Annotated in this window: 22 protein-coding genes and 4 pseudogenes; 13 read left to right on the top strand and 13 right to left on the bottom strand. The window is 67.0% G+C overall.

Going from position 1 to position 25457, the window contains the following annotated elements; genetic code table 11:
• Positions 1 to 42 precede the first annotated feature (42 nt).
• The 3 genes from putA to JM664_RS06030 form a co-directional block, all read right to left on the bottom strand.
• Positions 43 to 3705 (bottom strand): bifunctional proline dehydrogenase/L-glutamate gamma-semialdehyde dehydrogenase PutA, encoded by a 3663-nt coding sequence (putA, locus tag JM664_RS06040; RefSeq protein ID WP_227419022.1) that lies wholly within the window; start codon positions 3703 to 3705, stop codon positions 43 to 45.
• Between the two features lie 142 nt (positions 3706 to 3847).
• Positions 3848 to 4591 carry an SDR family oxidoreductase gene (locus JM664_RS06035; RefSeq protein ID WP_227419021.1) on the bottom strand — a complete coding sequence of 248 codons (744 nt, stop codon included), beginning with the start codon at positions 4589 to 4591 and terminating at the stop codon, positions 3848 to 3850.
• 166 nt (positions 4592 to 4757) lie between these two features.
• Positions 4758 to 5093 (bottom strand): YnfA family protein, encoded by a 336-nt coding sequence (locus JM664_RS06030; RefSeq protein WP_227419020.1) that lies wholly within the window; start codon positions 5091 to 5093, stop codon positions 4758 to 4760.
• Positions 5094 to 5435: 342 nt separating this feature from the next.
• On the opposite strand from JM664_RS06030, the gene JM664_RS06025 reads away from it, so the two are divergent.
• Positions 5436 to 7151, top strand: coding sequence for an SLC13 family permease (locus tag JM664_RS06025; RefSeq protein ID WP_227419019.1), 1716 nt, complete (start codon positions 5436 to 5438; stop codon positions 7149 to 7151).
• Positions 7152 to 7225: 74 nt separating this feature from the next.
• Here JM664_RS06025 and JM664_RS06020 read toward each other — a convergent pair whose 3' ends face one another.
• Genes JM664_RS06020 through JM664_RS06010 form a run of 3 tightly spaced genes read right to left on the bottom strand, consistent with a single transcriptional unit; the run spans position 7226 to position 9487 of the window.
• On the bottom strand, positions 7226 to 7399 hold the full coding sequence (locus JM664_RS06020; RefSeq protein WP_227419018.1) for a hypothetical protein: 174 nt from the start codon (positions 7397 to 7399) through the stop codon (positions 7226 to 7228).
• Complete coding sequence (locus JM664_RS06015; protein ID WP_227419017.1) at positions 7396 to 8523, bottom strand: YeeE/YedE thiosulfate transporter family protein; 1128 nt, start codon at positions 8521 to 8523, stop codon at positions 7396 to 7398. Before JM664_RS06015 ends, JM664_RS06020 begins: the two co-directional genes overlap by 4 nt.
• 7 nt (positions 8524 to 8530) lie before the next feature.
• Positions 8531 to 9487 carry a sulfurtransferase gene (locus JM664_RS06010; RefSeq protein WP_227419016.1) on the bottom strand — a complete coding sequence of 319 codons (957 nt, stop codon included), beginning with the start codon at positions 9485 to 9487 and terminating at the stop codon, positions 8531 to 8533.
• 354 nt (positions 9488 to 9841) lie between these two features.
• Here JM664_RS06010 and JM664_RS06005 point away from each other — a divergent pair, with 354 nt between their 5' ends.
• The 5 genes from JM664_RS06005 to JM664_RS05985 all read left to right on the top strand — a co-directional run bounded on the left by JM664_RS06005 (position 9842) and on the right by JM664_RS05985 (position 15186).
• Positions 9842 to 11590: a pyrroloquinoline quinone-dependent dehydrogenase gene (locus tag JM664_RS06005; protein WP_227419015.1), complete on the top strand. Its 1749-nt coding sequence runs from the start codon at positions 9842 to 9844 to the stop codon at positions 11588 to 11590.
• 78 nt (positions 11591 to 11668) lie between these two features.
• Positions 11669 to 12523, top strand: coding sequence for a substrate-binding periplasmic protein (locus JM664_RS06000; RefSeq protein ID WP_227419014.1), 855 nt, complete (start codon positions 11669 to 11671; stop codon positions 12521 to 12523).
• Positions 12523 to 13518, top strand: coding sequence for an ABC transporter ATP-binding protein (locus JM664_RS05995; protein WP_227419013.1), 996 nt, complete (start codon positions 12523 to 12525; stop codon positions 13516 to 13518). The genes JM664_RS06000 and JM664_RS05995 overlap by 1 nt, the downstream gene beginning before the upstream one ends.
• The gene (locus JM664_RS05990) at positions 13515 to 14357 is read left to right on the top strand and encodes an ABC transporter permease (protein ID WP_227419012.1); all 843 of its coding nucleotides are present in this window, start codon (positions 13515 to 13517) and stop codon (positions 14355 to 14357) included. Before JM664_RS05995 ends, JM664_RS05990 begins: the two co-directional genes overlap by 4 nt.
• A 10-nt stretch (positions 14358 to 14367) precedes the next feature.
• The gene (locus JM664_RS05985) at positions 14368 to 15186 is read left to right on the top strand and encodes a substrate-binding periplasmic protein (RefSeq protein ID WP_227419011.1); all 819 of its coding nucleotides are present in this window, start codon (positions 14368 to 14370) and stop codon (positions 15184 to 15186) included.
• Positions 15187 to 15193: 7 nt separating this feature from the next.
• Here the strand turns inward: JM664_RS05985 and JM664_RS05980 are convergent, their stop codons facing one another.
• Positions 15194 to 15541, bottom strand: a complete 348-nt coding sequence (locus JM664_RS05980) for a hypothetical protein (protein ID WP_227419010.1) — start codon at positions 15539 to 15541, stop codon at positions 15194 to 15196.
• A 6-nt stretch (positions 15542 to 15547) separates the two neighbouring features.
• On the opposite strand from JM664_RS05980, the gene JM664_RS05975 reads away from it, so the two are divergent.
• Positions 15548 to 15859, top strand: a complete 312-nt coding sequence (locus tag JM664_RS05975) for a hypothetical protein (RefSeq protein ID WP_227419009.1) — start codon at positions 15548 to 15550, stop codon at positions 15857 to 15859.
• Here the strand turns inward: JM664_RS05975 and JM664_RS05970 are convergent.
• From JM664_RS05970 to JM664_RS05955, 4 genes are all read right to left on the bottom strand, one after another.
• A complete protein-coding gene (locus JM664_RS05970) occupies positions 15846 to 16163 on the bottom strand; it encodes a c-type cytochrome (protein ID WP_227419008.1) in 318 nt (105 codons plus the stop codon). The two genes, JM664_RS05975 and JM664_RS05970, sit on opposite strands and share 14 nt — an antisense overlap.
• An 837-nt stretch (positions 16164 to 17000) precedes the next feature.
• Positions 17001 to 17309, bottom strand: coding sequence for a type II toxin-antitoxin system RelE/ParE family toxin (locus JM664_RS05965; protein WP_227419007.1), 309 nt, complete (start codon positions 17307 to 17309; stop codon positions 17001 to 17003).
• Positions 17310 to 17313: 4 nt separating this feature from the next.
• Positions 17314 to 17571: a ribbon-helix-helix domain-containing protein gene (locus JM664_RS05960; RefSeq protein ID WP_227419006.1), complete on the bottom strand. Its 258-nt coding sequence runs from the start codon at positions 17569 to 17571 to the stop codon at positions 17314 to 17316.
• Positions 17572 to 17660: 89 nt separating this feature from the next.
• Positions 17661 to 17960: a P-loop NTPase family protein gene (locus JM664_RS05955; protein WP_227419005.1), complete on the bottom strand. Its 300-nt coding sequence runs from the start codon at positions 17958 to 17960 to the stop codon at positions 17661 to 17663.
• A 378-nt stretch (positions 17961 to 18338) separates the two neighbouring features.
• Between JM664_RS05955 and JM664_RS05950 the strand changes: the two are divergent.
• The 3 genes and pseudogenes from JM664_RS05950 to JM664_RS05940 all read left to right on the top strand — a co-directional run.
• Positions 18339 to 19831, top strand: a pseudogene (locus JM664_RS05950) (recombinase family protein).
• Positions 19831 to 20739 (top strand): plasmid partitioning protein RepB C-terminal domain-containing protein, encoded by a 909-nt coding sequence (locus tag JM664_RS05945; protein WP_227419004.1) that lies wholly within the window; start codon positions 19831 to 19833, stop codon positions 20737 to 20739. The pseudogene JM664_RS05950 and the gene JM664_RS05945 overlap by 1 nt, the downstream one beginning before the upstream one ends.
• Positions 20736 to 21152: pseudogene (locus JM664_RS05940) on the top strand (ParB/RepB/Spo0J family partition protein); the annotation flags it as partial. The gene JM664_RS05945 and the pseudogene JM664_RS05940, both read left to right, overlap by 4 nt.
• Positions 21153 to 21767: 615 nt before the next feature.
• Here the strand turns inward: JM664_RS05940 and JM664_RS05935 are convergent.
• Positions 21768 to 22082, bottom strand: a pseudogene (locus tag JM664_RS05935) (DUF2793 domain-containing protein); the annotation flags it as partial.
• Between the two features lie 10 nt (positions 22083 to 22092).
• Positions 22093 to 23403, bottom strand: a pseudogene (locus tag JM664_RS05930) (phage tail protein); the annotation flags it as partial.
• 30 nt (positions 23404 to 23433) lie between these two features.
• Here JM664_RS05930 and JM664_RS05925 point away from each other — a divergent pair.
• From JM664_RS05925 to JM664_RS05915, 3 genes are all read left to right on the top strand, one after another.
• Entirely contained in the window at positions 23434 to 23664 is a 231-nt protein-coding gene (locus tag JM664_RS05925) for a DUF2924 domain-containing protein (RefSeq protein WP_406675772.1), read from the top strand.
• Positions 23661 to 24986: a recombinase family protein gene (locus JM664_RS05920; RefSeq protein WP_227419003.1), complete on the top strand. Its 1326-nt coding sequence runs from the start codon at positions 23661 to 23663 to the stop codon at positions 24984 to 24986. Before JM664_RS05925 ends, JM664_RS05920 begins: the two co-directional genes overlap by 4 nt.
• Before the next feature lie 125 nt (positions 24987 to 25111).
• A complete protein-coding gene (locus JM664_RS05915; RefSeq protein WP_319637517.1) occupies positions 25112 to 25369 on the top strand; it encodes a hypothetical protein in 258 nt (85 codons plus the stop codon).
• Positions 25370 to 25457: the final 88 nt, after the last annotated feature.

Genomic DNA, 25457 nt, shown 5'->3' with positions numbered 1-25457 from the left:
ATGTGTCTCCCGTCTCTCTGGGCCGCCTCCGCGTCCCCGCCGTCAGGCGACGGCGGCGAGAAGGCTGGCGTTGCCGCCGGCGGCGGTCGTGTCGATGCAGAGGTGCCGCTCGATGAAGAAGCGCGCCGGAGCGATCACCTGCGTCTCGAGCGGCACGATGGGTCCGGCGCGCTCTGCGAGAGCGCGGCGCAGTCCAGCGGTCCAGTCTGAGCGTCCCGCGGCCGCAACGGACGCCAGCCCGTCGAGCCCCACGAGTGTCGACGCTTCGATGGTTCCGTCCAGCGCCTCGACCGGTGCGCCCACCTCCATGAGCGGCTGGACTGCGTCCCTCGCACCAGGCGCGACCACCACGACACCGCAACCTGCGGCGAGCGCCTGCGTGGCCTGCGCGAGCGCGATTTCTGCCGTGGGCCCGAGGCAGAGCGCAATGCCGCGCGGGTGCAGGCTGAGCCGGTTGCTCTCGCCGGTCGGGCCGGGCAGCGTGAAGGGTCCGGGGTCGAACGTGACCGCCGCCAGCAGCGCCTTGCGCACGATGCCGCCGCGGCCCGCGAGCGCCCGCCGGAGCACCGCCACCTTGTCCGGCCGCGCCGCCCAGTTGCGGGCGTCCACGCCCGTCATCGCCCGCTGCAACGCCTTTGCGTCCACCGCCGGACCGGAGGGCGCCGGATGCTCCACGACCGGCTCCGTGCGCCGGAAGCGGTTGACGTAGAGCGGCCCGCCAGCCTTGGGGCCGGTGCCGGAGAGACCTTCGCCGCCGAAGGGCTGCGAGCCGACGATGGCGCCGATTTGATTCCGGTTGACGTAGGCATTGCCGACCCGGATGCGCTCGACGATCTGCTGCACCCGGTCGTCGATCCGCGTGTGCAGTCCGAACGTCAGGCCGTAGCCGCGCGCGTTGATGTCGTCGACGACCCTGTCGATATCGCGTGCCTTGAAGCTCGCGACGTGAAGCACAGGGCCGAAGATCTCGCGCTCCAGATCGCCGATCCCACCGACCTTCACGGCGGCCGGGCCCACGTAGAACCCCGATGGCGGAGCGGCGAGCGACTTCAGGACGTGTCCGGCACGCTGCTTCTCCGCGACGTAGGCGGAGATACCGCGCTGCGCCTCCTCGTCGATGACCGGCGCCACGTCGGTCGCCGTGTCCCACGGCTCGCCGATCGTGAGCGCGTCCATCGCTCCGTAGAGCATGTCCAGCAGCCGCTCGCGCGCCTCCTCCTGCACGTAGAGCATCCTCAGCGCCGAGCAGCGCTGGCCGGCGCTCTGGAAAGACGAGGCCACGATGTCGCGCACCGCCTGCTCGGTCAGCGCGGTCGAGTCGACGATCATCGCGTTCAGGCCGCCGGTCTCGGCAATCAGGACGGCATCCGGTCCGGCGTTCGCGGCGAGCGCCTTGTGGATTATCTGCGCGACTTCGGTCGAGCCGGTGAAGCACACGCCGGCGATGCGCGGGTCCGAGGTCAGCGGGCCGCCGACGGTCGGTCCGTCGCCGGGCAGGAGCTGGAGCGCGCCTTCCGGCAGTCCGGCCTCGCGCATCAGCTCGACGGCGCGGGCGGCGATGAGCGGCGTCTGCTCGGCCGGCTTGGCGACGACTGCGTTGCCTGCGGCCAGCGCCGCGGCCACCTGGCCGGAGAAGATCGCGAGCGGGAAGTTCCAAGGGCTGATGCAGACGAAGACGCCGCGCCCCGAGCCGGGTTCCTCCTCCTCCAGCCGCTCGGCTTCATCGGCGTAGTAGCGCAGGAAGTCGACCGCCTCGCGCACCTCGGCGATGCCGTCGAGCAGGATCTTCCCCGCCTCGCGCGCCGCGATCGCGACAAGCTCGGCCATGTTTTCTTCATAGAGGTCGGAGGCGCGGCGCAGGATTGCGGCGCGCTCCGCCATCGAGGTCTCAGACCACTGGCGGAAGCCCGCCTCGGCGGCAGTCACCGCGGCCTCGACCTCTTCGGGCGTGGCTTCGTGCACGTGGCCAATCAGCCGACCGCGATTACTGGGCGAATATACCTCCTGCGCCGGTCCAACGGGATCGCGTCCGTCCGCGAGGATCGGACGGGCGGTCCACGTCGCGTCCGTGAAGGCCTCCCGAGCCTCGAGAAGGGGCAGGACCGACGCTGGCTCGTTGACGCGGAAGCCCTTCGAGTTCTTTCGGTGTGCAAAGAGGTGCAGGGGCGGGCGGATCGCCGGATTGGCGATCTGATGGCCGAACGATTCCACGTCCGAAATCGGATCGTGCGCCACGCGCTCGGGCGGGATGCTCTCGTCGACGATCTGATTGACGAACGAGCTGTTCGCCCCGTTCTCCAGGAGCCGCCGCACGAGGTAGGCGAGCAGGTCGCGGTGCGCGCCGACCGGGGCATAGATGCGGCAGCGGGCGCCGCTCTCCTTGCGGACGATGTCGTGGAGCGCCTCGCCCATGCCGTGCAGGCGCTGGAATTCGAAGCCGTCGCGATCGTTGCCGGCCATCTGGAGGACGGCGGCGCAGGTGTGGGCGTTGTGCGTGGCGAACTGCGGATAGATCCGGTCGCGCCGGTCCAGCAGCATCCGCGCGCAGGCCATGTAGCTAACGTCGGTGTTCGCCTTGCGCGTGAAAACAGGGAACGTGTTCACGCCCATTTCCTGCGCCAGCTTGATCTCGGTGTCCCAGTAGGCGCCCTTGACCAGCCGCACCATAATCCGCCGATCGAGCCGCTCGGCCAGCGCGCCGAGGTACTCGATCACCGGCGCCGCCCTCCGGCCGTATGCCTGGACCACCACGCCGAATCCGTCCCACCCTAGGAGGCTCGGGTCCGACAGTACCGCCTCGATCACGTCGAGCGAAAGATCGAGCCTGTCCTGCTCCTCCGCGTCGACGTTGAAGCCGATGTTCGCCTTCGCCGCCTGCTGCGCCAGCTTCAGCGCGCGCGGGACCAGCTCCTCCATGACCGTCGGGCGATGGGTCGTTTCGTAGCGTGGGTGCAGGGCCGAGAGCTTGACCGAGATGCCGGGGTTAGACCGCACGTCGCCTTTGGCCGCACGCGAGATCGCGGCGATCGCGTCCGCATAGGCCCTGAAATAGCGCTCGGCGTCGGCATGCGTCCGCGCCGCCTCGCCCAGCATATCATAGGAGTAGGTGTAGCCCTGCTTCTCGCGCTCGCGGGCGTTCCTCATGCCCTCCTCGATCGTCTGGCCCAGCACGAACTGCCGCCCGAGCAGCCGCATCGACTGCGCCACCGCTCGCCGGACCACGGGCTCGCCCATGCGCCTGACGAGACCGCGCAGGGCGGCGGCCGGACGATTGGGATCGTCGTCGAGAACACGCCCCGTCAGCATCAGCGCCCAGGTGGAGGCGTTGACCAGCGAGGACGACGAGTGGCCGAGATGCGCGCCCCAGTCCGACGGCTCGATCTTGTCCTGGATCAGGTCGTCGACGGTCTCGGCGTCCGGCACCCTCAAGAGCGCTTCGGCGAGACACATGAGCCCCACGCCCTCTTCGGTCGATAGGCCGTACTCTGCCAGGAAGCTTTCCATCATGCTGGGCGAGGTCTCGCGCCGGACGCGCGACACGATGCCTGCGCCCGCGGCGGCCACCGCCCGACGCTCGCCCTGGCTGAGGCCGATCCGCTCCATCAGATCCCGGATGACTGCCCCTTCGTCGCTGCCGTATCGGTGGCGGATCGCCGCGCGAAGTTCGCCTTCGGCCGAGTGGTTGATCGCTGACTCGAGGTTCATCATCCGCTCCCGTTCGAGTGCCGGCCTCAGGAGGCAATTGCGATCGGCGGGTTCCGTCTGTCCTGCCGAGCCTGCATCACGAGTTGACCTGTGACAAGTTTCGATCCTCGAGAGCAGGCGCGTCGCGCGTCCGCGCGTTCGGTCAGCCGCGGCCGATGTAGGGCATCTTGGTCGCCATTACCGTCATGAACTGGACGTTTGCCTCCAACGGGAGAGTCGCCATGTGGCGGACCGACCGGGCGACGTCGGAGACGTCCATCATCGGCTCCGGTGCGGTCGTACCATCAGGTTGAAGCACGTCCCTCGCCGCCATCTGGCGCGTTATCTCGGTCAGCACATTGCCGATGTCGATCTGCCCGCAGGCGATGTCGAACGGGCGCCCGTCGAGGGAGAGTGCGCGGGTGAGGCCGGTGACCGCGTGCTTGGACACGGTGTAGGGCGTCGAGCCCGTCCGCGGGGCATGTGCCGAGATCGAGCCGGTGTTGATGATCCGCCCGCCCTGCGGCGACTGGCGGCGCATCTGCCGGAATGCGGCGCGCGCGGCGATGAACATGCCCGTGATGTTGACGTCGCAGACCCGGCGCCACTCCTCGACGGGGATCTCGTCGATCGGGGCGGCGGCCGCGGTGGTGCCGGCATTGTTGAAGAGCACGTCGAGACGGCCCCAGGTGGCGGCAAGACGGTCGAAGGCCGTGTCGACGGCCTCCTCGTCGGTGACGTCGCACGGCAGGATCAGCGCGTTCGGGCGGTTGCCGGCCGTCTCGGCCAGCGCGGCTTCGCGCCGGCCCAACATGGCGACGCGCCAGCCCTCGGCGAGGAACAGTTCGGCGGTGCCGCGGCCGATGCCGCTGCCGGCGCCGGTAATGAGAATGGTCCTGTCCGTCATATGGATCGTCCTTCAGTTTTACCGGCGCTCATGTCGCCCAACCGATGGCTATACCGGGCATAGGGCCGTGGGAATGGCGCGGCGCCTGTCAGAGCACGCTGCTGGCGCGCCCAAGTAGACGCCGCGGGTCACGCGGCCAGCGAGGCGCAAGGCTCGCCCCTTCCGGTCATCCTTCGCGCGGAGCGAACAGGATAGTTGCTGCGCCGATCAGGACGAGCAGCGCGCCCGCGGCGTCCCAGCCGTCGGGACGCCGTCCCTCGACTGCCCATAGCCAGGCGAGCGAGGCGGCGACGTACACTCCTCCGTAGGCCGCATAGGCACGACCCGCGAAGATCGAGGGCGACAGCGCGAGGAGCCAGGCGAACGCGACGAGCGAAAGCACGCCCGGGAACAGCCACAGCGCCGACGCTCCGCGCCGCATCCACGCCCATACGGCAAAGCAGCCGGCGATCTCGGCAAAGGCCGCGGAGGCGTAGACGACAAGGGTCATGATCGCCGACATGCTGCACTCTCCGCGTCTCAAAGCCCTTGGCTTCCGGCGTTGCGCGCGGGATCCGGCGGAAGCCGGGCCTCTTCGTGACAACGACTGGTCAGAGCCTCCGGGCCCGCCGCTTCGCCCGATTTTCCAGCTTGAGCACGCATCGCTCTCCTAGTCGGTGGCCGCTGGTGACGTCATGGCGGCGGTCACTCGAACGCTCGTCATCAAGCCGCTTGAGCAGCGGCAGCTGCTCGGCGATGCTGCAAGGCCGAGCTCGCTCGGGACAACAGGCGGGGCAAGTCGGTGGACGCTCAACTTTTGCAGCCGGATCTCGCAGCTTACGCCACGCTCGTTGTTCTGGCGGTCATGTTCGCGCTCTTCGTTCTCGAGCGCTATCCGGTCGAGGTGACGGCGATGCTGGGCGCGGCGGCCGTCGTCCTGCTTGGCATCGTTCCGCCCGACGGCGTGCTCGAGGTATTCGCGAACCCTGCGCCATGGACGATCGCCGCGATGTTCATCGTCTCTGCAGGGCTGGTGCGAACCGGCCTCATTGGCAGCTTTGCCTGGTTCGTCTCGCGCCGGGCCGCCGAGAACAGGATCATGGTCATCTGCCTCGTCGCTCTGGTGGTGTCGGTCGCCTCGGCCTTCACCAACAACACGCCCCTCGTCGCGGTGATGATCCCGGTCACGGTGCAGCTCGCGCATGCGATGGGGCTCTCGCCCTCCAAGCTCCTGATCCCTCTCTCGTACCAGACCGTCCTTGGCGGCATGATGACGATGATCGGGACCTCGACGAACATCCTCGTCGACGGCGTGGCGCGAGAGCGGGGGATGGCTCCCTTCGGTCTCTTCGAGATCGCGCCGCTCGGTGCCGCGGTGACGGTCGTCGGTTTCGTCACGTTATGTGCGCTCGTGCCGAGATTCCTGCCGAACCGGGAATCCGTCTCGGAACTCCTCGGAGTGAGGAAGCGCATGAAGTACTTCACCGAGGTCGTCGTGCCCGAGAACTCGTCCCTGATCGGCAAGCGGGCGACGGAGGTTCCCCTCTTCAAGCGCGAAGGCACGCTCGTGATCGACGTGATCCGTGGTGACGAGAGCCTGCGGCACCATCTCGCCGACGTAACGCTGGCCGAGGGTGACCGGGTGGTGATCCGGACCGAGATGCAGGAGCTCCTCGGTCTCCGGGACTCGAACAGGGTCGCGCTGGTCGACCGCGTGAGCTCCAAGGCGACCACGACCGTCGAGGCGCTGATCCTGCCCGGATGCCGCATGGCGGGGCGCTCGCTCGGGCAGCTGCGGCTCAGGCGGCGCTACGGCGTCTATCCGCTGGCCATTCATCGGCGCAGTCGGAACATCGGGCGCCAGCTCGAAGACGTCGTGGTGCGGGTGGGAGACACATTGCTGCTCGAAGGCGCGCCTGACGACATCCGCAGGTTGGCGGCGGAGATGGATCTCACGGAGCTCAACGAAACTAGGGATCGGCCGTTCCGGCGCGAGCGCGCGCCTCTCGTGCTGGCCGTGCTCGCAGCCGTCGTGGCGCTATCCGCCTTCGAAGTGGCGCCGATCCAGATCCTGGCGATGCTGGGCGTGGTCGTCCTTCTCGCGTCACGCACCATCGAGCCGCAGGAGGCCTACGCCTCGATCAGCGCGCCGCTCCTGATCCTGATCCTCGCGATGCTCGTGGTCGGCGAGGCGATGGACCGCTCGGGCGCAGCGCGGCTGATCGTCGACGCGCTGTCGCCGTGTCTCGCCGGACTGCCGCCGCTCGCGGTGCTCTTCGTGCTCTACTTCCTGACCCAGATCCTCACGGAACTGCTGTCCAACAACGCCGTCGCAGTGATCGTCACGCCGGTGGCGATCTCGCTTGGACAGAGCCTCAATCTCGACCCGCGGCCGCTCGTCGTCGCGGTGATGTTCGCGGCGACTCTCGCGTTCGCGACGCCGATCGGCTACCAGACCAACACGATGGTCTATGCACCAGGCGGCTACCGGTTCACCGATTTCACCCGCATCGGTCTGCCTCTCAACCTCGTCACCGGCGTCACGGCCTGTCTGCTCATCCCCCTGATCTGGCCGCTGTGAGGCTCGGCGGAAACGTCGTCCTGAGGACGGTCATACGCGCCGAAGCCGTGCCTCCAGAGAGCGCAGGGAGCGGTCTAATCCGCCGTCGGAAGTGCAGCGCAATGGGCGCCGCCGGCGGCCTCGCCCGATCCGAGCGCGAGCAGGGGCGGCGCCTGGAACGGGTTCATCGGCGCACTGCCCGCCACGTCGAGCAGGACAAGCGCGGCAACCAGTGCCAGCGCCGCGGTTGCCGTCACCCGCCGGGTCATGGTCGCCCCTCGATGCCGAGTGCCGGTCGCAGCCGAATGCCGCACCACGAGCCGGCGAAAGCCATCACGAACCACGCCCAGCCGTGCAGGCTTCCGGTCGAGACGCCGCTGAAGAAGGCGCCCACGTTGCAGCCGAACGCGAGCCGGGAGGAGTAGCCGAGCAGGAAGCCCGCGACGACCGTCGCCGCCCACGCGCGGAGCGGCAGGTCGGGGATTGGCTGCGACAGCCCGCGGCGCCAGGCGGCCACCACGAACGCGCCGCCGATGATGCCGATGTTGGTGAGCGAGGTGACGTCCGTCAGCAGGCTCTGCTCAAGCCGCTCGACGTTCACGGGAAGGCTCCAGAAGGTCGACGCCGCGAGGTCCACGCCGAGCGTCTCCGCCCCCTTCGCCGCCCAGAGGCCAAGGCCATAGACGACACCCCACGGCTGTCCCGCGACGATCAGGTTGGCGAGCGCGAACGCTGCGATCAGCCCCGCCGCCAGCCACAGCCGCCGTGGAACCCGGCGCGTGCCGGGCGCCGCAAGCCACAGGATCACGGCGGCGACCGCTGACAGACCGAGCAGCGTCATCGCAACACCGCCATAGCCGTCGAGGACGACGAGCGGCGCCGTGCCAAGCTCGGTCCACCAGGTCAGATGGAATGCGCCGGCGAAGCTGCCAATCGCGAAGAAGGGCAGGGCGAGGACGCCGAGTGGGTTGCCGCTGCCCGCGTTCACGAGAGTGCCGGATCCGCAGCCAAGCACTACCTGCATCGCCGCGCCGAAGACGAAGGCTCCGCCCAGCATGGCGAATCCGACGGGCGCGTGCGCGCCGACCAGTTCCGTACCATTCTCGCTGATGAGCGGGATCGCCACGACCGCGACCGCCGCGATGGCGGCGAGCTGCGCCAGCAACCCCGCCGGCTCGCGCCGGACAATCATCGCGCGCCATGGGCCCGCGAAGCCGAAGCGCAGGCCCTCGAGCGTGATGCCGAAGCCAAGCCCGATCAGCAGCAGCAGTCCATACCGTGCCCCGGCCGTCGACGCGACGGCAAAGGTCGCCGCGAGCACCGCAGCGACGAGAACCGTACGTTGAAAGCCCCGGCCCATCCGGCCGGGGCGCGCCAGTGTCGCGTCAGTCATGGGGTTCCTAGAAGACGTTCTTGATCTGAAGCCAGATGGTGCGCAGCGGCCCCGGCACGTTTGCCATCTCGTAGCCGGCGTTCGACCAGCCGACCATCGACTCCGGGTAGAGCTTCACGTTGTCGAGGCCGGCAAGCTCGCTCAGCGCGAACCAGTTCGTCGCCGCCCAATGGCCTGTGTTGCAGAACGAGATCAGCTGCGCATCGTCCGCGTAGCCCGCCTCCTCGGCGAGTTGTTGCGCCGCCGCGGCGTCGACGATGGCCGGTCCGTCGCCGAACCAGCTCGAATGGACGAAATACTCCGACTGCGGCAGCGTGCCGGGGCGCGCCGCGGCACCGTGCATCTCCTCGCCAGCCCAGAATGATTCGGGCCGCGCGTCGATCAGTGTCGCCTCGTCCTCGCCGGAGAGCACCGCCTGCACATCCTCGGCGGTGGCGAGCCATTCCTCAGAGAAGCTGACTTGGATCGTGCTCGGCTCGGCAGCCGTGCTCTCGGTCGAGAGCGACTGACCCGCCTCGATCCAGGCCGCGATGCCGCCGTTCAGGATTGCGAGTTCGCTCACGCCGCTCGATTTCAGCGTCCAATACACCCGAGCAGCCGCGCCGAAGTCGCTGACGTCCGCACCCTGGTAAACGATCACCGTCGGCCGTTCCGGCGTCACGCCGAGGCCGCGAAGCGTCTCGGTAAGCGCCTGCTCGGACGGAAGCTGGCCCGGATTCTCCGCGGGGCCGCGGAAGAGCGAATAGGGGGCGCTGATCGAACCCTCGACGTGACCGACGGCGTAGGACGGCGCCTCGCCTTCGGACTTGGCTGCGCGAATGTCGAGGATCAGAGGGTCCATCCCCTCGCGAACCTCGGCCAGCTCCGCCGGCGAAAGGAGCGGTGTCAGGTTCTCCTGAGCTGCAGCGGCCGTCGCATGACTGGCTATGACGGCCGCAGTCAGACCGATCGATCGTAAGAGCATCTGTCCTCTCCTCGGGTTGTCTGACGACAATTTCGTGAAGGATCGCTGACTTGCAAGGCGGCCACCGCGCTGTTGCGCAGACCGCTGTCCCGTTTGCGCGGTAGCTGGGAGACACATGTACCGAGAACGCCGCACGCGTTGGAACTGCGTCCGAGCAGTCGACGACGCGCCGGAAAAGCTGTTCCGAAAAATCGGGCATTCACGTTTGCGTGCTCGCGAGGCGCTGCATGGCTGCGGAATCGCTTTGACCGCGCCAGAACCCTCGCCTAGCGTAAAGGCGCTGATGGCGACGCCGCGATTTCCGGCGGTGACGGCAAGAATGGACCGGCTTACAGCGGTCGGGAGGAGATCTACATGATGGAACGACAAACGCGACTCTTGTGCGCGACGGCTCTCGCGTTCGGCGCATGCACCACGCTTGCGGTGGCACAGGAGGCAGACAGCGCGATCGATCAGGTGACGCCCGTCACCGACGAGATGCTGCGCAACCCGCCCGACGGCGACTGGCTGATGTGGCGGCGCACCTACGACGGCTGGGGCTACAGCCCGCTCGACCAGATCAACAAGGAGAATGTAGGCGACCTCCAGCTGGCCTGGGCCTGGAGCATGACTCCGGGACGGACGCAGGAGACCCCGCTTGCCCATGACGGCATAGTCTACATCCAGAACTCCGACCACGTGATCCAGGCGCTCGACGGCGCCACGGGCGATCTCATCTGGGAGTACTTCTACGAGCTGCCCGACGACGTCGATCCCCGGGGCATGCGCAACAAGGCGATCTACGAGGACAAGCTGATCGTCGCGACGCGCGACGCCCACCTGATCGCGCTCGACACCAAGACCGGCCAGTTGATCTGGGACAAGCAGGTCGCCAACTACGAGCACGGCTGGGGCTACACCAGCGGACCGATCGTCGCCAACGGCGTGATCGTCCAAGGCATGACGAGCTGCAGCAATGCCCAGCCGGGGGGCTGCTTCTTCACGGGCCATGATCCGGATACCGGCGAGGAGCTGTGGCGTTTCCACACGATCGCCCGTGGCGACACGCCCGAGGGCAACAGCTGGAACGGCGTTCCGCTGGAAAGCCGGTTCGGCGCGTCGGCCTGGATCCCGGGAACCTACGACGTCGAGCAGAACCTTGTCTTCGCCGGCGTCGGCCAGCCCTATCCGTGGAACCTCGAGATCGCCGGGCTGATCCCGCCGAGCTCGGACCCGGATGTCACGAACGACGCGCTCTACACCAACGCCACCCTCGCGCTCGATCCCACCAACGGCGAGCTCCAGTGGTACTTCCAGCACCTGCCGACTGACTCGCTCGACCTCGACTACGTCTACGAGCGCATTCTCGTCGACCTGCCGGTAGACGGCGAGACGCGTCAGCAGTCGGTGACGGTGGGCAAGACCGGCATCGTCGAGTCGATCGATCGGACCAACGGCGAGTGGCTGTGGCACGTCGAAACCGCGCCGCAGGACGTGGTGCTCTCGATTGACCCGGAGACGGGCGAGAAGGAGATCAACCCCGACGTCATCCCGGTGATTGGCGAGAGCGTGTTCCATTGCCCTGCCGACCCTGGCGCCAAGGCGTGGCAGGCAGCGGCCTACAGCCCGCGGACCGAGACGCTCTATCTGCCGACGGTCGAGTTCTGCTCGAACACGACGGTGAACCCGCTCGATCCGGGCCAGATCTACACCGGTGGCGGCCTGCAGACCTACTCGCGCGTGCCGGTGCCTGACAGCGACGGCAACATCGGCCAGGTTCGTGCCATCAACCTCGCGGACCACTCGGAGACGTGGCAGTACCGGCAGCGCCCGCCGATCACCAGCTCCACCCTGCCGACCGCAGGCGGCGTGGTGTTCGTAGGCAGCCTCGACCGCAAGTTCATGGCGTTTGACGACGAGACGGGCGAGAAGCTGTGGGAGAGTGGAAAGCTCAGCAACTCGCTCGAGTCCTTTCCGATCAGCTACGAGGCGGACGGAAAGCAGTACGTCGCGATCACGGCCAACTTTGCCTCGGGTCTCGGGCGCCTGGCCTCGCTGACACCTGAGGTGAAGCTTCCGGCGAACGACCCGATCACGCTCTACGTCTTCGCGCTTCCCGACTGATCCGCGAAGCATATCTCCAAGACCGGCGCGGGCGGATCTGGAAGTTGACCAGTCCGCCCGTTGCCTACCTGAGGTCCCATGAAATCACCTGCGGCTTTCGCGCCACTGGTCGTTCCGCTTCTGGCCCTGGTCCTGGCGTTGGCGAAGCCGGCACCGGCTGCGGCGCAGGAGCCGGAGTTCTTCGACCGTCCCTATACCCAGAACCAGTGGACCTATGGCAGGAGACTGGACGAGTCGCAGCTTCGCTACTGCGTGGATCGTCGCGACCCGGACTGGGAGGTGGCGGGCGCCATCGCCGACGCCATCGCCCGCGGCCTGCTGCTGGAGCCGCAGCGGCACGTGGTCGAAGGCAGCATCGTCCTCGAAGACATCACCGCCGTCTACGAGATCCTGCTGAAGCACTGTGACATGCACATGGGCTTCAAGCTGATCCCGCAAGGCTATCCGACCTGGGTCACCGTCACGCGCCCCTACTACGAAACCCGGTATGTGTACGTCACTGCCGATCCGGAGATCGCCTCGCTCTCCGATCTCGAACCCTCGCGTCCGATCGGCGCAACGATCGGCAGTCAGGCGCACCTTCGGCTGGTCTCGTACCTCTCGGCGCTGCCACGGGACGAGCGCTGGCCGACCTACCCGATGGGAACAGCCGACCTTGCCCTGGGTTCGCTTCTCGAGGGCACGGTCGATGCCGCTCTCGTCTGGGCTCCGACCCTCTGGGCCAAACAGCGGGAGGATGCCGCCTACGCCGAACTTCGCGTGATCGAGCCGAGACCCTTGCCGCCGACGACACTTGGCGTCGGTGCGCTCATGCTCTCCGACGAGACCTTCTTGCGGACGGCTGTCGACGAGGCAATCGCCGCGCTGACTGCGGACGGGACCCTCCAGGCCATCCTCGATGAGTACGGATTCCCGGCGACGGCCGCGCCCTGATGGACGGACCTACGGACTCCGCGCCCGTCGTCCAGGTCGACAAGGTCTCGAAGCGCTACGGGCGAACGTTGGCGCTCGACGAGGTCAGCTTCGACGTCCGCGGCAGGGAGCTGTTCGCGCTCCTTGGGCCGAACGGCGCCGGCAAGACCACGATGCTTCACATCCTCTGCACGATCCTGCGCCCCGACGGAGGCTTGGCGCGGATCGGCGGGTTCGACGTGGTCCGGCAACCTCTCGCCGCCCGCCGCCGCCTGGGCATCGTTTTTCAGGAGCCGAGCCTCGACGACCGACTGACGGTCGCGGAAAATCTCAACCTGCATGGTCTGGTCTACGGAGTGCCGCGAAAGCGCCGGCGGCAGAGGATCGAAGAGATGCTGTCGCTTGTGGAGTTGACGGATTGGGCCGATCGGCCGGCGCGGACGCTGTCGTCGGGCATGAAGCGCCGCCTGGAGATCGCCCGCGCGCTGGTCCACGATTCCGAGATCATGCTGCTCGACGAGCCCACCGTCGGACTGGACGCCCAGACCCGTGACCGCATCTGGTCCTACATCCACCGACTGCGCGACGAGCGGCAGATCACCGTGCTCGTGACCACCCACTACATCGAGGAAGTCGAGCAGAGCGACAGGGTGTGCGTTATCGACAACGGCAAGGTCCTGGCCCTCGACACGCCCGCGGCGCTGAAGCGGGAACACGGCCAGCAGTTGCTGCGCGTCATTCCGAAGACCGACAGCGATCGCCAGGCGATCCTCAGCCGCTACGCGAACCGCCTTGCAGGCGAGACGCGCGACACGATCCTGCTGACCTCGGACGATGCCCTCGTCGAGTCGGTGCTCGGCGAGTACAGCGGCCGCATCCGGTCTTTGGCGGTCGAGGTGCCGAGCCTCGAGACGGTGTTCCTGTCGCTGACCGGACGGGAGCTTCGTGATCAGGCTGCCGGTGCGCGTGAGCAGACACGCGCCTTTGGCAAGCGCGGTGGAGAGCACACCCGATGACCGAGCGCGCGATGTCATCCGCCGATAGGTCGATGCTGCTCGTTCAGCTCGGCGGGCTCTACGGCATATGGCTTCGCGAAGTGAAGCGCGCCCTCCGCGACCGCGGGCAGCTCGTGGGCGGGATCAGTCGCCCGATCCTCTGGGTGCTGATCCTCGGAATCGGCCTCAATCCGTATTTTCGTGGCGAGGTCTATGGCGAGGTGACCTTCGTCGTGCCGTTCACCTACCTCCAGTTCATCTTTCCGGCCGTCGTCGCGCTAAACATCATGTACACGTCGGTGCAGTCGGCCGTCTCCGTCATCTGGGACCGCGAGTTCGGATTCCTGCGAGAAGTGCTCGTGTCGCCCATGTCGCGCGGCATGATCTTGCTCGGCAAGGTTCTGGGCGGCGCGACGGTGGCGGTCGTCCATGGCTGTCTGGTCCTTCTTCTCGCGCGGTTCGCGGACGTTCCCCTGACGTGGCCCGACGTGTTCCGGGCGCTCGGTCTCATGGCCTTGCTGGCCTTCGCGCTGACGTCGCTCGGCGTGGTGATCGCCAACCGCGTCCGCAGCTTCGCCGGCTTCGGCGTCTTTTCCAATGCGGTCATCCTGCCGCTCTACTTCACGTCCAGCTCGATCTTTCCCCTCGACCCGGCCCTGACCCGAGCCCAGACGCGCGTCGTTTATCCCGAATGGCTGGTCACGCTCGTCGAGTGGAACCCGCTGACCTATGCGGTGGACGCACTGCGCGGCGTACTGATCAACTACAACCAGTTCGATCCCATGCTTGGCGTATCGGTAATGGTGATGGCCGCCATCGTGCTGTTCGCGGTCGCGCTGCTCGATTTCCGCAGGGCTTGAGCGTCCGGCGATGCCTACGTTCCGAAGTCTCGCCAACGACTTGGGCGGCCTCGCCCTTGTCGCCCTGTTGCTCGGGTTGGTGACCTTGCTGCCGCCCGATACGTCACTGGACGAGGTCGAGGCCAACGATGCGATCCGCGCCTGCGTCCCGCGAAGCTATCCGCCGCTGGTAACAGGCGATTCCGAGCGTCCCGGGATCGACATCGAGATCCTCAGGGTGGTCGCCGAACACCTCGGGGTCAATCTGCTGCTCGACCCAAACGACGCGATGGGCCGCGACTTCAACCCGCGCAACTGGGCCATAAACCGAGGCAAGTGCCAGATACTTGCCGGAGGCGTGGTCGATTCCACGCTGACGCGGTCATTCCTGGACATAGGCCCGGCATACGCCGAGACGGGTTGGGCGATCGTCGCGCCGGAGCCGCTGGGCGATGCCGGCGGTCTGACCGTTGGGGTGCTGACCCTCGTGTCCGGCCTCGACCGCATCGGCCTGTCGAGTTACCTACGTCGCGAGGATGTCACCATCCGCGTCGTGCGCAGCGCCGAGTCGTTGGCCGAGGGCGTCGCCAGCGGCGAGTTCGACGCCGGCATCACCGAGGCGCTGCTGGCAGGCGCGATCGCTGCGGAAAACGATTGGTGGGTCGCCTATCTGCCGGAGGAGCTCGCCCGCCACAACTTGGTCTTCGGGCTCTGGAAAGGGGACCTCACGCTGAAGCGCAAGGTTGTCGAGGCGTTTCGGAAGATCGAGTCCGACGGGACGCTTGCGGCGATCCTTGAGCGCTATGGCGCTGCGCCGATGGCGCGAGACGGTATGATCCCCACCCTCTGACGAACCCTCAGTCGCCGAGAATGGCCGTCGCCAGCTCGGCATGCGCCGGCGCGAGAACTTGGCGGACGAAGCCGAAAGCCACCGCCACCAGCAGCAAGACAGCAATAACGCCCCGCGCCTTTCGCGGGACAGGAGCGACAAAGGTGTCCAGCAGCATGCCGCCGGTCAGTGGCGGAATCGGGATGAGGCTGAACAATCCGATCCAGATGCAGAGGCTACTGGCAAACCTCAGGAAGGCCGCCGTCGTCAGCGCGGCCGTATGCGGCAGAACCGTCAGCGCCGGCAGGATCAGCGCGGCAAGCAGCGCTGCGGTGGCAAGGAGGGCGGCGAAACCAGCGAGCACGACGAGCAGCACACCGAAGTGGCCGAAGCGCAGTTGCCTGGCCTCGACATCGACCGGCTTCGTCCAGCCAAGACCGAATATGATCAGGCCCATCGCGCCGACGAGGTCGACGTGACCGGATGGGCTGATCGTCAAGCGGCCGTCGTACTTGGGTCCCTTGTCGCCGAGGACGACTGCCGCGCCTGCGATTGCGCAGCCCTGAACCCCTGCGATGAGCAAAAGCGCCAGGACGCGGAAACCGATCAACTGGAGCGTAAGGTTGAGGCTCGGCAGTTCCACGATCAACGGCTGGTTCGCGCACCCCCGCCGGCCTCGGTCATTTCTCCATGATCAGGTAGCCGAGCGCGTCCAGGTCTGCCGGCAGCGGAGCGCCAGGCTGGAAACCGTTCCGCTTCAGGACGTAGGCGGTCAAATCGGCGTAAGTGGTCGGCGGATAGCGTCCGGGCGCGTTCGGCGGCATCTCGCTGCTCATGTACGAGAACAGCAGCGAAGCCGGCAAGTCGCCCGTGTATTTCTCCTCGAACGCCAGGCCGCGCAGCGGCGGGCCGCCGTTCAGCCCGCCTCTGAGATCGTCACCGTGGCATTCCTCGCAATCTGTAGCGTATCGATCCTCTCCGCGATCGGCCTGATCCATTGAGTACGAGACCGGACGCTCGACCGGACCGGCATCGGCCTGAGCGAGGTGGATGAGGTCGGGCCCCGCTGCGGAATACCCATGGTCAAGCGGCGCATGCGTCTCGCCGCCGGATGCCGACGGGGCCAGCCAGCCGGCGGCAGCGAGTCCCGAGATCAGGGCGAGCCGTCCCGCAGGACCGGAAAAAGTGCGTCTCATCGATTCCTCCCATTCCTCGCCATTCGCGCACGAGTCCACGAAGACAGCGTCTGCCGCTGAAGCGAGACGAGTTGTGAGCCGACAACGAAGCCGACGCGAAGGGCGATTGCAAGAGCCATATTCGCTGTGGCCAGGAGGACCCTTTGGAAACCTTCAGCCTCGTACCGAACCGACAGCCACGCGCCAGCACCTCGACGGGGAGATCCTCCAGCGCCTCGGACCGCTCGCCTGCATATTTGGGGACACGGCGCCCAACCTACCGGCGAGCGCGCGAAACGTGACTCCAACCGAAGTAGGACGAGAACACCATCCTGCGGACATCCGAAACTGAGGAGACGGCGCGCCCTGCGGTCCGCCGATGCCGGAGGTGGCAGGTGCCGACCCTGAGAACGGGACTCATGGAAGAAGTGGTGATGACACCCGGCCCTTGGGCGACGCCTGATGCAAGATGCGGAGCAAGAAAGGAGCCGACTGGGCAACCCGGTGCCGCAAGTAGTTTTGCTGCACGATGATGATGTTCGCAACACGTCGCGGGGGATAAAGTGGCGGAGGGGATGGGCCTGCGGTCGAACCTTCTCCACCTCTTTCGAGCTTCCGCAGATCGGCTTCTGATCTGTATTTCCCTTGTCCTACAATGGTTTATCCAAAGTCGTCTTTGAACCGGTCGATCTGGTGCATCCGCTCGTGCAGAATGGTGACGATGCCGATGTCGCCATTGCCGAGCCGTCTCCAGTACACGAAATGCCGCTCGTAGCGGAAGAAGTATCCCTCCACCCCGAACTCGGCCGGCACGGGCCTCGACATCACTCCGCGGGTTTCGATCTTCTCGAAGGCGTCGAACAGCCCGGTGATGTATGTCTCGGCCTGCGCTTCGCCCCACTGGTCGCGGGTGTAGCGGTAGATCTCGTCGAGACGCACCGAGGCCGCTTCTTGGACCCGGATCGCCATGGGCTCAGGCCCGCCGGTTTCGAGCGATTACCTCGGCGGCAGCCATGGGTGTGTAGCTCTCCTCGGGCGCAGCGAACGCCCGGTTCAATTCGGCCTTCAGGCGATCGAAGGCTTCGCGCTCCGCGCGCTCCTTGTCGCGGCGGATCAGGTCGCGGATGTACTCACTGACGTTTTCATAGGCGCCGCCCTCGCCAACGTTCGTCGTGACGAACTCGCTGAGAGCGCCGCTCACGCGTACGGTCATCGTTGTGGTGCGCGGCATGGGGGCCGTCCTCCTTCTGCTGTATTCAAGATAACCAAAAACGAACACAGGACAAGAGGTGGCATGGACCCCGGAGGTAGCGCACGCTCCTAATCGTCGATCCACCGCTCCGCCAGCGCCAGGAGCACCAACACGATGGCGTCGGAATGCCGCGCGAGTAGAATCAGGTGCTCGCCGCTCGGCCCGCGCTCACCCGCGAACCAGTATTTCACGGTTCTCTCGCTGGCTCCCGTCCACCGCATCGCGGTCTTGATCGCCCGATGAGTCGAGCCGACCTCCGTATGCAAAGCCAAAGCTATCGCACCACGATAATCGCCCGGAATGCCGTCCAGGTGCAAAACTGTGCCCATCTTCGGCACAACTGTGCCCATCTTCACCCGCATCTCCATGTTTCTCTCCGTTAAATCTTTGGAGAGCCATGAAAACGGGAGAATCTGCTTTGCGCCCGAGACGACCCCCCGACTTCGTCTGGCCAAGCAGGTCTCTATGGGACGGTGACGACAATGTTTTTCAAATCTGCGACTCGCGCCAGCCAACGGTTGCAACGGCTGAATGGCGGGCTGGGAAAGGACCTGCCCCTATCGGAGAACGAGTTTCCGAACGCTCGAGTGTCCCCTGTGTCCGACGTTATTGCCGAGTACCCCGCACAGCGGTGCTGGCCTCGTTGGCGGTGATGGGGAGATCCACGTGTGAGAGGCGGTCGGGTGAACAGCGAGGACGACAGCGCGGGCGCTGAACAGGACGTTCCGGCCGTCGCCTATGTCCGGATGTCGACCGATCACCAGAAATATTCGACCGAGAACCAGCTCGACGTCATCCGCAGCTATGCCGCCGCCCGCGGCCTGCAGATCCTGCGGGTGTTCGAGGACTCCGGGCGATCCGGGCTGCGACTCGACGGCCGGGCGGCGCTTCAGAACCTGATGGCCGAGGTCCAATCCAGCCAAGCCGATTTCAAGGCGATCCTCGTCTATGACGTCAGCCGCTGGGGCCGGTTTCAGGACGCCGACGAGGGCGCCTATCACGAGCACATCTGTTCCCGCGCCGGCATCCGGGTCCATTACTGCGGCGAGCAGTTCGAGAACGACGGCAGTATTGGCTCGAACCTCCTGAAGACCGTCAAGCGCGTGATGGCCGGCGAGTACAGTCGCGAGCTGTCTGTGAAGGTCTTCGCCGGGCAATGCCGGCTCGTCGAGCTGGGCTATCGCCAGGGCGGAGCGGCTGGATACGGGCTGCGACGGGTCCTGATCGACGAGCATGGCAATCTGAAGGGCGAGCTGTCTCGCGGCGAGCAGAAGAGCCTGCAGACCGACCGCGTGATCCTGGTCCCCGGCCCCAAGGAGGAACAGAGGGTCGTCCAGCGCATGTACGAGATGTTCGTCAACGAGGGGCGCCCGGAGCGCGAGATCGCGGAGGCACTGAACGCCGAAGGACACCGCACGGATCTCGATCGGCCGTGGACCCGGGCGACGGTCCATCAGGTGCTGACCAACGAGAAATACATCGGGAACAATGTCTTTGCGAAGATGTCCTTCAAGTTGAAGCAGCGCCGTGTGGTGAACCCGCGCGAGATGTGGATCCGGGCCGAGGGCGCCTATCCCGCCATCGTTGATAAGGTGCTGTTCCAGCGCGCGCGGGAGATCGTCGACGCGCGCAGCCGCCATTTCTCGGACGCGGAACTGCTCGACGCCCTGCACGCAATCCTCAAGCGGCAGGGCATGCTGTCGGGGCTGATCATCGACGAGGAGGACGACCTGCCGTCCTCCAGCGCCTACCGCAGCCGCTTCGGTAGCCTGCTGCGTGCGTACCGGCTGATCGGCTACGAGCCCGACCGGGACTACAGCTACATCGAGATCAACCGGGCCCTGCGGCTGGCGCATCCGCAGGTCGTCGCCGAGATCATCGGCGGCGTTGTCCGACACGGCGGGTCGGCCGCGCAGGACCCGAATACCGACCTGGTTCGCGTCAACGACGAGTTCACCGTGTCCATCGTGCTGGCCCGCTGCACGGCAACGGCGGCCGGTGCGCTGCGCTGGCGCATCCGCCTCGACACCGGACTGGTGCCGGACATCACCATCGCCGTGCGCATGGACGAGGTGAACGAGGCGCCGCGCGACTACTACGTGCTGCCCAGCATCGACATGACCTTCGGGAAACTGACATTCGCCGAGCAGAACGGCCTCGCGCTCGATGCGTACCGTTCGACACGCTCGATTTTTTCTACGCGCTCGCCTCGCGGGCCAGGATCGCGGAGGTGGCGTGATGCCCGACGATATTGAGCCGACCAGCCAGAAGCAGGTGACCCTGATCCCGACCGACAGGGTTCGGGTCCTTAATCCCCGCGTTCGCAACCGGCGCACCTTCGAGGCAATGGTGGAGAACATTGCACGCATCGGCCTGAAGCGCCCGATCACCGTGGCACCGCGCCCCGGGACCGATCCGCAGGAGTACGACCTCGTTTGCGGTCAGGGCCGCCTCGAGGCCTTCGTCGAACTGAAGCAGGACCATATCCCCGCTATTGTGATCGAGGCCGACGAGAGCGACTGCCTCGTCATGAGCCTCGTCGAGAACTGTGCGCGGCGGCAGCACAACCCCATCGACCTGATGCGCGAGATCGGCGCGCTCCGCCAGCGCGGCTACAATGACCGTCAGATCGGCGAAAAGATCGGCGTGTCCACCGAATATGTGAACATGATCGCCGGGCTGCTGGAAAAGGGAGAGGAGCGCCTGGTTTCGGCCGTGGAAAGCGGGCTTCTGCCCCTCAATCTCGCCATCCAGATTTCCAAGACGGACGCGAAGGGCGCGCAGAAGGCGCTGATGGACGCGTACACGCAGAACAAGCTGCGCGGCCGGAAGCTCGCGCTCGTGCGCCGCCTGATCCAGCAGCGCGAACTGCGCGGTCCGCAGATCAAGAGCAATCCGCTCGGTAGCCGGGTTGGGAAACGGGCGCTGACCAGCGAAGGCCTCGTTCGCGCCTACCAGCAGGAAGCCACTCGCCAGAAGCTGCTGATCAAGAAGGCAGAGCTGACACAGGGTAGACTGATGTTCGTGCGTGAAGCCTTCCGAAAGCTCTGCGCGGACGCGCACTTCATGACGCTGCTGCGGGCCGAGGGTCTCGAGTCGATGCCCGCCGATCTCGCTCGCGCGGTCCCGGACGGGGCTCCAGCATGAAACGCGATGCGCACCAGCCTCCGGCCGGCGTCAACCTCGGGTTCGAGGACGATTGTTTGACGCTGCCCATCGACGCGATCCTGCCATTGCGGACCCTCGGCAAGAACGCGAAATCCGGCCGCAAGTATCGGCAAATCGTGGCCTCGATCGCCCAGATCGGGATCGTCGAGCCACCCGTCGTCGTTCGGAACCCCGACGAATCCGCCACCTGGCTGCTGCTCGACGGCCACCTGCGGATCGAAGCCTTGAAGGAGGCCGGCGCTCAGGAAGTGGAATGCCTCGTCTCCACCGACGACGAAGCCTTCACCTACAACCGACAGGTCAGCCGCCTCGCGCCGATCCAGGAGCACAGGATGATCCGCAAGGCGATCGAACGCGGCGTGCCGGAAGAGAAGATCGCACTCGCGCTCGACCTCAACATGAGCAGCATCCGGCGCAAGGCCCGCCTGCTCGATGGCATCTGCGAGGAGCCGCCCGCTCATCCGCGCCGACGTACTGGCGTTGATCTTGTAGAGGAGTGTCGCGCCGAAGAGGTAGGTGCCGTCGACCGGGGCCACGAAGTGATTGTTCGCGGCGTCGAACGCGCCCTGATCGATGTAGTCGGTGTTGTTCAGGCCGATCTTCGTCCAGATCCCGACGCCGACATAGTTGTCGTAGTTCGTATACGCCTTGAAGCGCGGCAGCCGGGGCTGGTCGACGATGCCGGTGGCGTTGTCGACGCTGAGCCCGTCGAAGAAGGTGCTGCCGTCGGCCGAGACCGCGAGCCGGAAGCGGTCGGAGCCGAACAGCCCCACCAGCGCCTTGGTCACGAAGCCGGTCTGCAGGGTCAGCCCGAGATCGTCGCCAGCGGTCTCCTTGTTCATGGTGTAGAAGAGATCGCCGGTGCCGCCCTCGGCCACGGTCTTCGCCGTCCAGAGCGCAGCATTGAGCTTGGCCGAGAACGGGTTCGACGCATCCGCCGTGGTGCCGACGCCGAGCAGCGCCATGTTCTGCAACGCGTCCGGCGTCGTCCCGATCCAGCCCGCGCCGTCGTAGACCAGCAGCAGGCCCTCGTCCTCAACCCACGCCCGCCAACCGGTCCGCGGCGGCAGGCGCAGCCACGCCCCGTCGGTCCAGAGCGCCACGTTCAGATCCCAGCCCGCCCAGTCGCCGGTTGCGCCCGAGCCGACGATGTAGCGGTCGCCTTCGGCGGGGCTGCCGGGCGGCGCGGTCAGGTCCCGGTCGAGCACCGAGAGATGGACCAGCCCGTCGAGCAGCCGCAGCGCCTCGTTGTGGGTGACGTGCTTCTGGGCCTGCGCCGCCAGGATGTAGGGAAGCAGGAGATGGGTCGTGGCGTCGGACATGGGATGGCCTTCAGAGTGTCAGCGTGACGGTTTTCGGCGCGCCCCGCCCCACGAGGGCGGAGAGCTGGTAGATGCGGATGTCGAGCGTGTCGCCGGGCGCGAGCGGCGCACCCCAATCGGCGGTCTGCTGGGCGCTGGTGTAAACGGCGCTGGTGGTGTTCGCGCTCAGCACGCGCTTCACGGTGGCGCCGTCGAGGATCTCGACCTCGTAGGCCTCCAGCTCCTCGCCGAGCGGAACCTCGAGCCCGCTCCAACTGTCGGCCGCGAGTGCCCGGGACCGGCGCGTCCAGCGGATCGTCAGATCGCCGGGACTGCGTGGCATGCGCCAGGGCTGCTCCACATGGGCGACCGAGAACGGCCGCAGGCCGGTGCCCGTGGGCGTGAACGCCTGCGCCACATAGGTCTCGTCGCTGACCGGGCGGCTCGCCGGACCAATGCGCCAGTTCCACGGGATGCCGAGATCGGCCTCGGCGATTGGTAGCGTTGCGAGGCTGTCGTCCAGCACCACCACCCGCACGCCGGCGGGTGCCGGATTGCCCATGGCGCCCTCGGTGCCGCGCTGTCCGCGCAGGAGCCGGGTCAGCCGATACCGACCCGGCGCCAGCAGTTCCGCCGCGCCCGCCTGCACGATCTCCCAGACGCCCGACGCGGTTTCCACCGCCAGCGCATTGGCCCCGCCGAACAGCGTCAGGTCGGTGACGCTCTCCAGCGTGCCGGTCAGCAATTCGACCACCAGTGAGTTGCCGAGGTCGAAGCGCGACGTCGGTCCCGCAAAGAAGTCCGAGACCAGTGTGCCGATCCGGGCGCGGCTGCCGAACGTGGTCAGCAGCTCGAAGCCATCGGTCGAGGGGCTGCGGAAAACCGCCGTCTCGCCGGGCCAGGGAACCGCATGCGCAGCGACCAGCGGCCGGTGCGCGGGCTGGTCCTCGGTCAGCTGCGGCAAGTCCAGCAGCACCGCGTCCGGCGCGCCGAACACGACAGCGCGCGTCAGTGAAGCTGCGCGGGGATCGCCAGGCGGCAGGTCGTAGGTCGCGCGATCCTGGCGCACCGCCTCGATGCCACGCGCCTCGGCGTCGGCGATGGAGACGAGCCGCAAGTTGACCAGCCGCCCGTCATGCGCGAGCCGGATCGCGTCGGCCGGATCTAGCGCGAGGCGCGAGGGCGGCAGACGGAACGCCGCCGTCTCGCGCCCCACCCATGCCTCCATCAGCGCGCGGCGGCAGCGCCGCTCGGCCTCCTCGGGCGGTACCGCCATCGGGAAGCTCTCCGAGGCAATCCGCGTCGTGTCCACGGTGATGCGCCGCGCCTCGACGAGACGCGCCGCACGCTCGATGCACTGGCCGACGAGGTCATGAGCGGCAAGCTGGGCGGCATGGTGGCGGACCCGCGCAAGCCAGCGCCGGGCACGAAGCTGGTCCGCGAATGGGGCGGCGAAGAACACATGGTCACCGTTCTGGCGGACGGCTTCGAATGGCAGGGGCGGCGCTTCAAATCGCTCTCGGCCGCCGTCCGCGCGATCACCGGCGCGCACTGGAACGGCTGGCGGTTCTTCGGGCTCGACCAGACCGGAGGCGCCCGATGACCAGAAAGACCCAGACCGAACCGACGCGCCGCTTGCGCTGCGCCGTCTACACCCGCAAGTCGCGCGAGGAAGGGCTCGACATGGAGTTCAACAGCCTCGACGCGCAGCGAGAGGCCTGCGAGGCCTACATCGCCAGTCAGCGCGCCGAGGGCTGGGCCTGCCGGCGCGAGCGCTATGACGACGGCGGTGTCTCGGGCGGCACGCTGGACCGGCCTGCGCTGAAACAACTGATCGCCGATGTCGAGGACGGGCTGATCGATGTGGTCGTGGTCTACAAGATCGACCGCCTCAGCCGCGCGCTGATGGACTTCTCGAAGCTGGTCGAGATCTTCGACCGCCACGGCGTGACCTTCGTCTCCGTCACCCAGTCGTTCAACACCACCACGTCCATGGGACGGCTGACGCTGAACATCCTGCTCAGCTTCGCGCAGTTCGAGCGCGAGGTCATCGGCGAGCGGATCCGCGACAAGGTCGCGGCCTCGAAGAAGAAGGGCATGTGGATGGGCGGCTACGTGCCGCTCGGCTACGACGTGGTCGACCGCAAGCTGATCGTGAACGAGCCCGAGGCCACGCAGGTCCGCACCATGTTCGAGCTCTTCGCGCGGTCCGATTCCACCGCTGCGGTGATCCGGGAACTGAACGCCCGCGGCATCCGATCCAAGCGCGGCCGGCCCATCGATCGCGGGGCGCTCTACAAGCTGCTGCACAACCGCATCTACCGCGGCGAGATCACCCACAAGGACGAGACCTATCCCGGCATGCACGAGCCAATCGTCGATGCGGTGTTGTGGGACGCCGCCCATGCCGTGCTTTCCGGAAACCGGAACCAGCGCGCCGGACGCACCCGAAGCACTGAGCCGGCGCTGCTGCGCGGACTGATCTTCACCGGGACCGGCGCCGCGATGACCCCGCACCACACGAAGAAGGGCAACAGGCGTTACTGCTACTACGTCTCGATGGACGTGATTCAGAAACGGCCCACGGCCGAGCTGCGCGGGCCCCAGCGGCTGCCCGCCGCCATGGTGGAGGAAGCGGTCATCGGCGAGATCCGGCGGGTGCTGCGTACGCCGGAGATCATCGCGCGCACCGGCCGCGCGCCGAAGAAGGAGCGATCCGACCTCGACGAAGGCACCGTGACCGCGGCGGTCACGCAGTTCGACGATCTTTGGAAGGCGCTGATCCCGGCCGAGCAGGCCCGCGTCGTCCAGTTGCTGGTGGCGCGTGTGACGGTGGGCGAAGATGGGCTCGACATCGATCTCCGTCATGACGGGCTCGGCGCGCTGGCGAGCCTCATGACGCCAGCGCAGGAGGACGCCGCCTGATGCCCGCGAACGACACGATCCGCGTTCACATCCCGCTCACAGTCCGCAAACGGGGTGGACGGCCGCGCATCCTTCCGCCGAAGGACGTCGAGACGTCGGACCCGCCTCGGGGACAGGATCCCCGCGTGCTGCGCGCGATCGGCCGGGCATGGGCATGGCGGCAGCGGATGCAGCGCGGCGAGGTCACCACCATCGCCGATCTCGCCGCCGAGGAAGGCCTGTCCGACCGCTACGTGAGCCGCCTCCTGCGCCTCGCATGGCTGGCACCGGAAGTCCTCGAGCGACTGGTCGTGCGCCGCGAACCCTGCGCGATTAGCCTCTACGACCTGTGCTTCGTTGCATCGCTGCCTTGGGACGAGCAGCCGGTGCGGGTGTTCGACTGATCCTCAGTTTATGAACTGGCCCCCGTTTCGACCGGACCCCCAGGCATAGCCATGGAGGCTTAGGCATATGCCTGAGCACGTGCTCATG

This window comes from Roseitranquillus sediminis (assembly GCF_016918935.1).
GTDB lineage: Bacteria > Pseudomonadota > Alphaproteobacteria > Rhodobacterales > Rhodobacteraceae > Roseitranquillus > Roseitranquillus sediminis.
The sequence above is the reverse complement of the archived record's forward strand: the minus strand, read 5'-3'. Positions and strand labels throughout refer to the sequence as shown.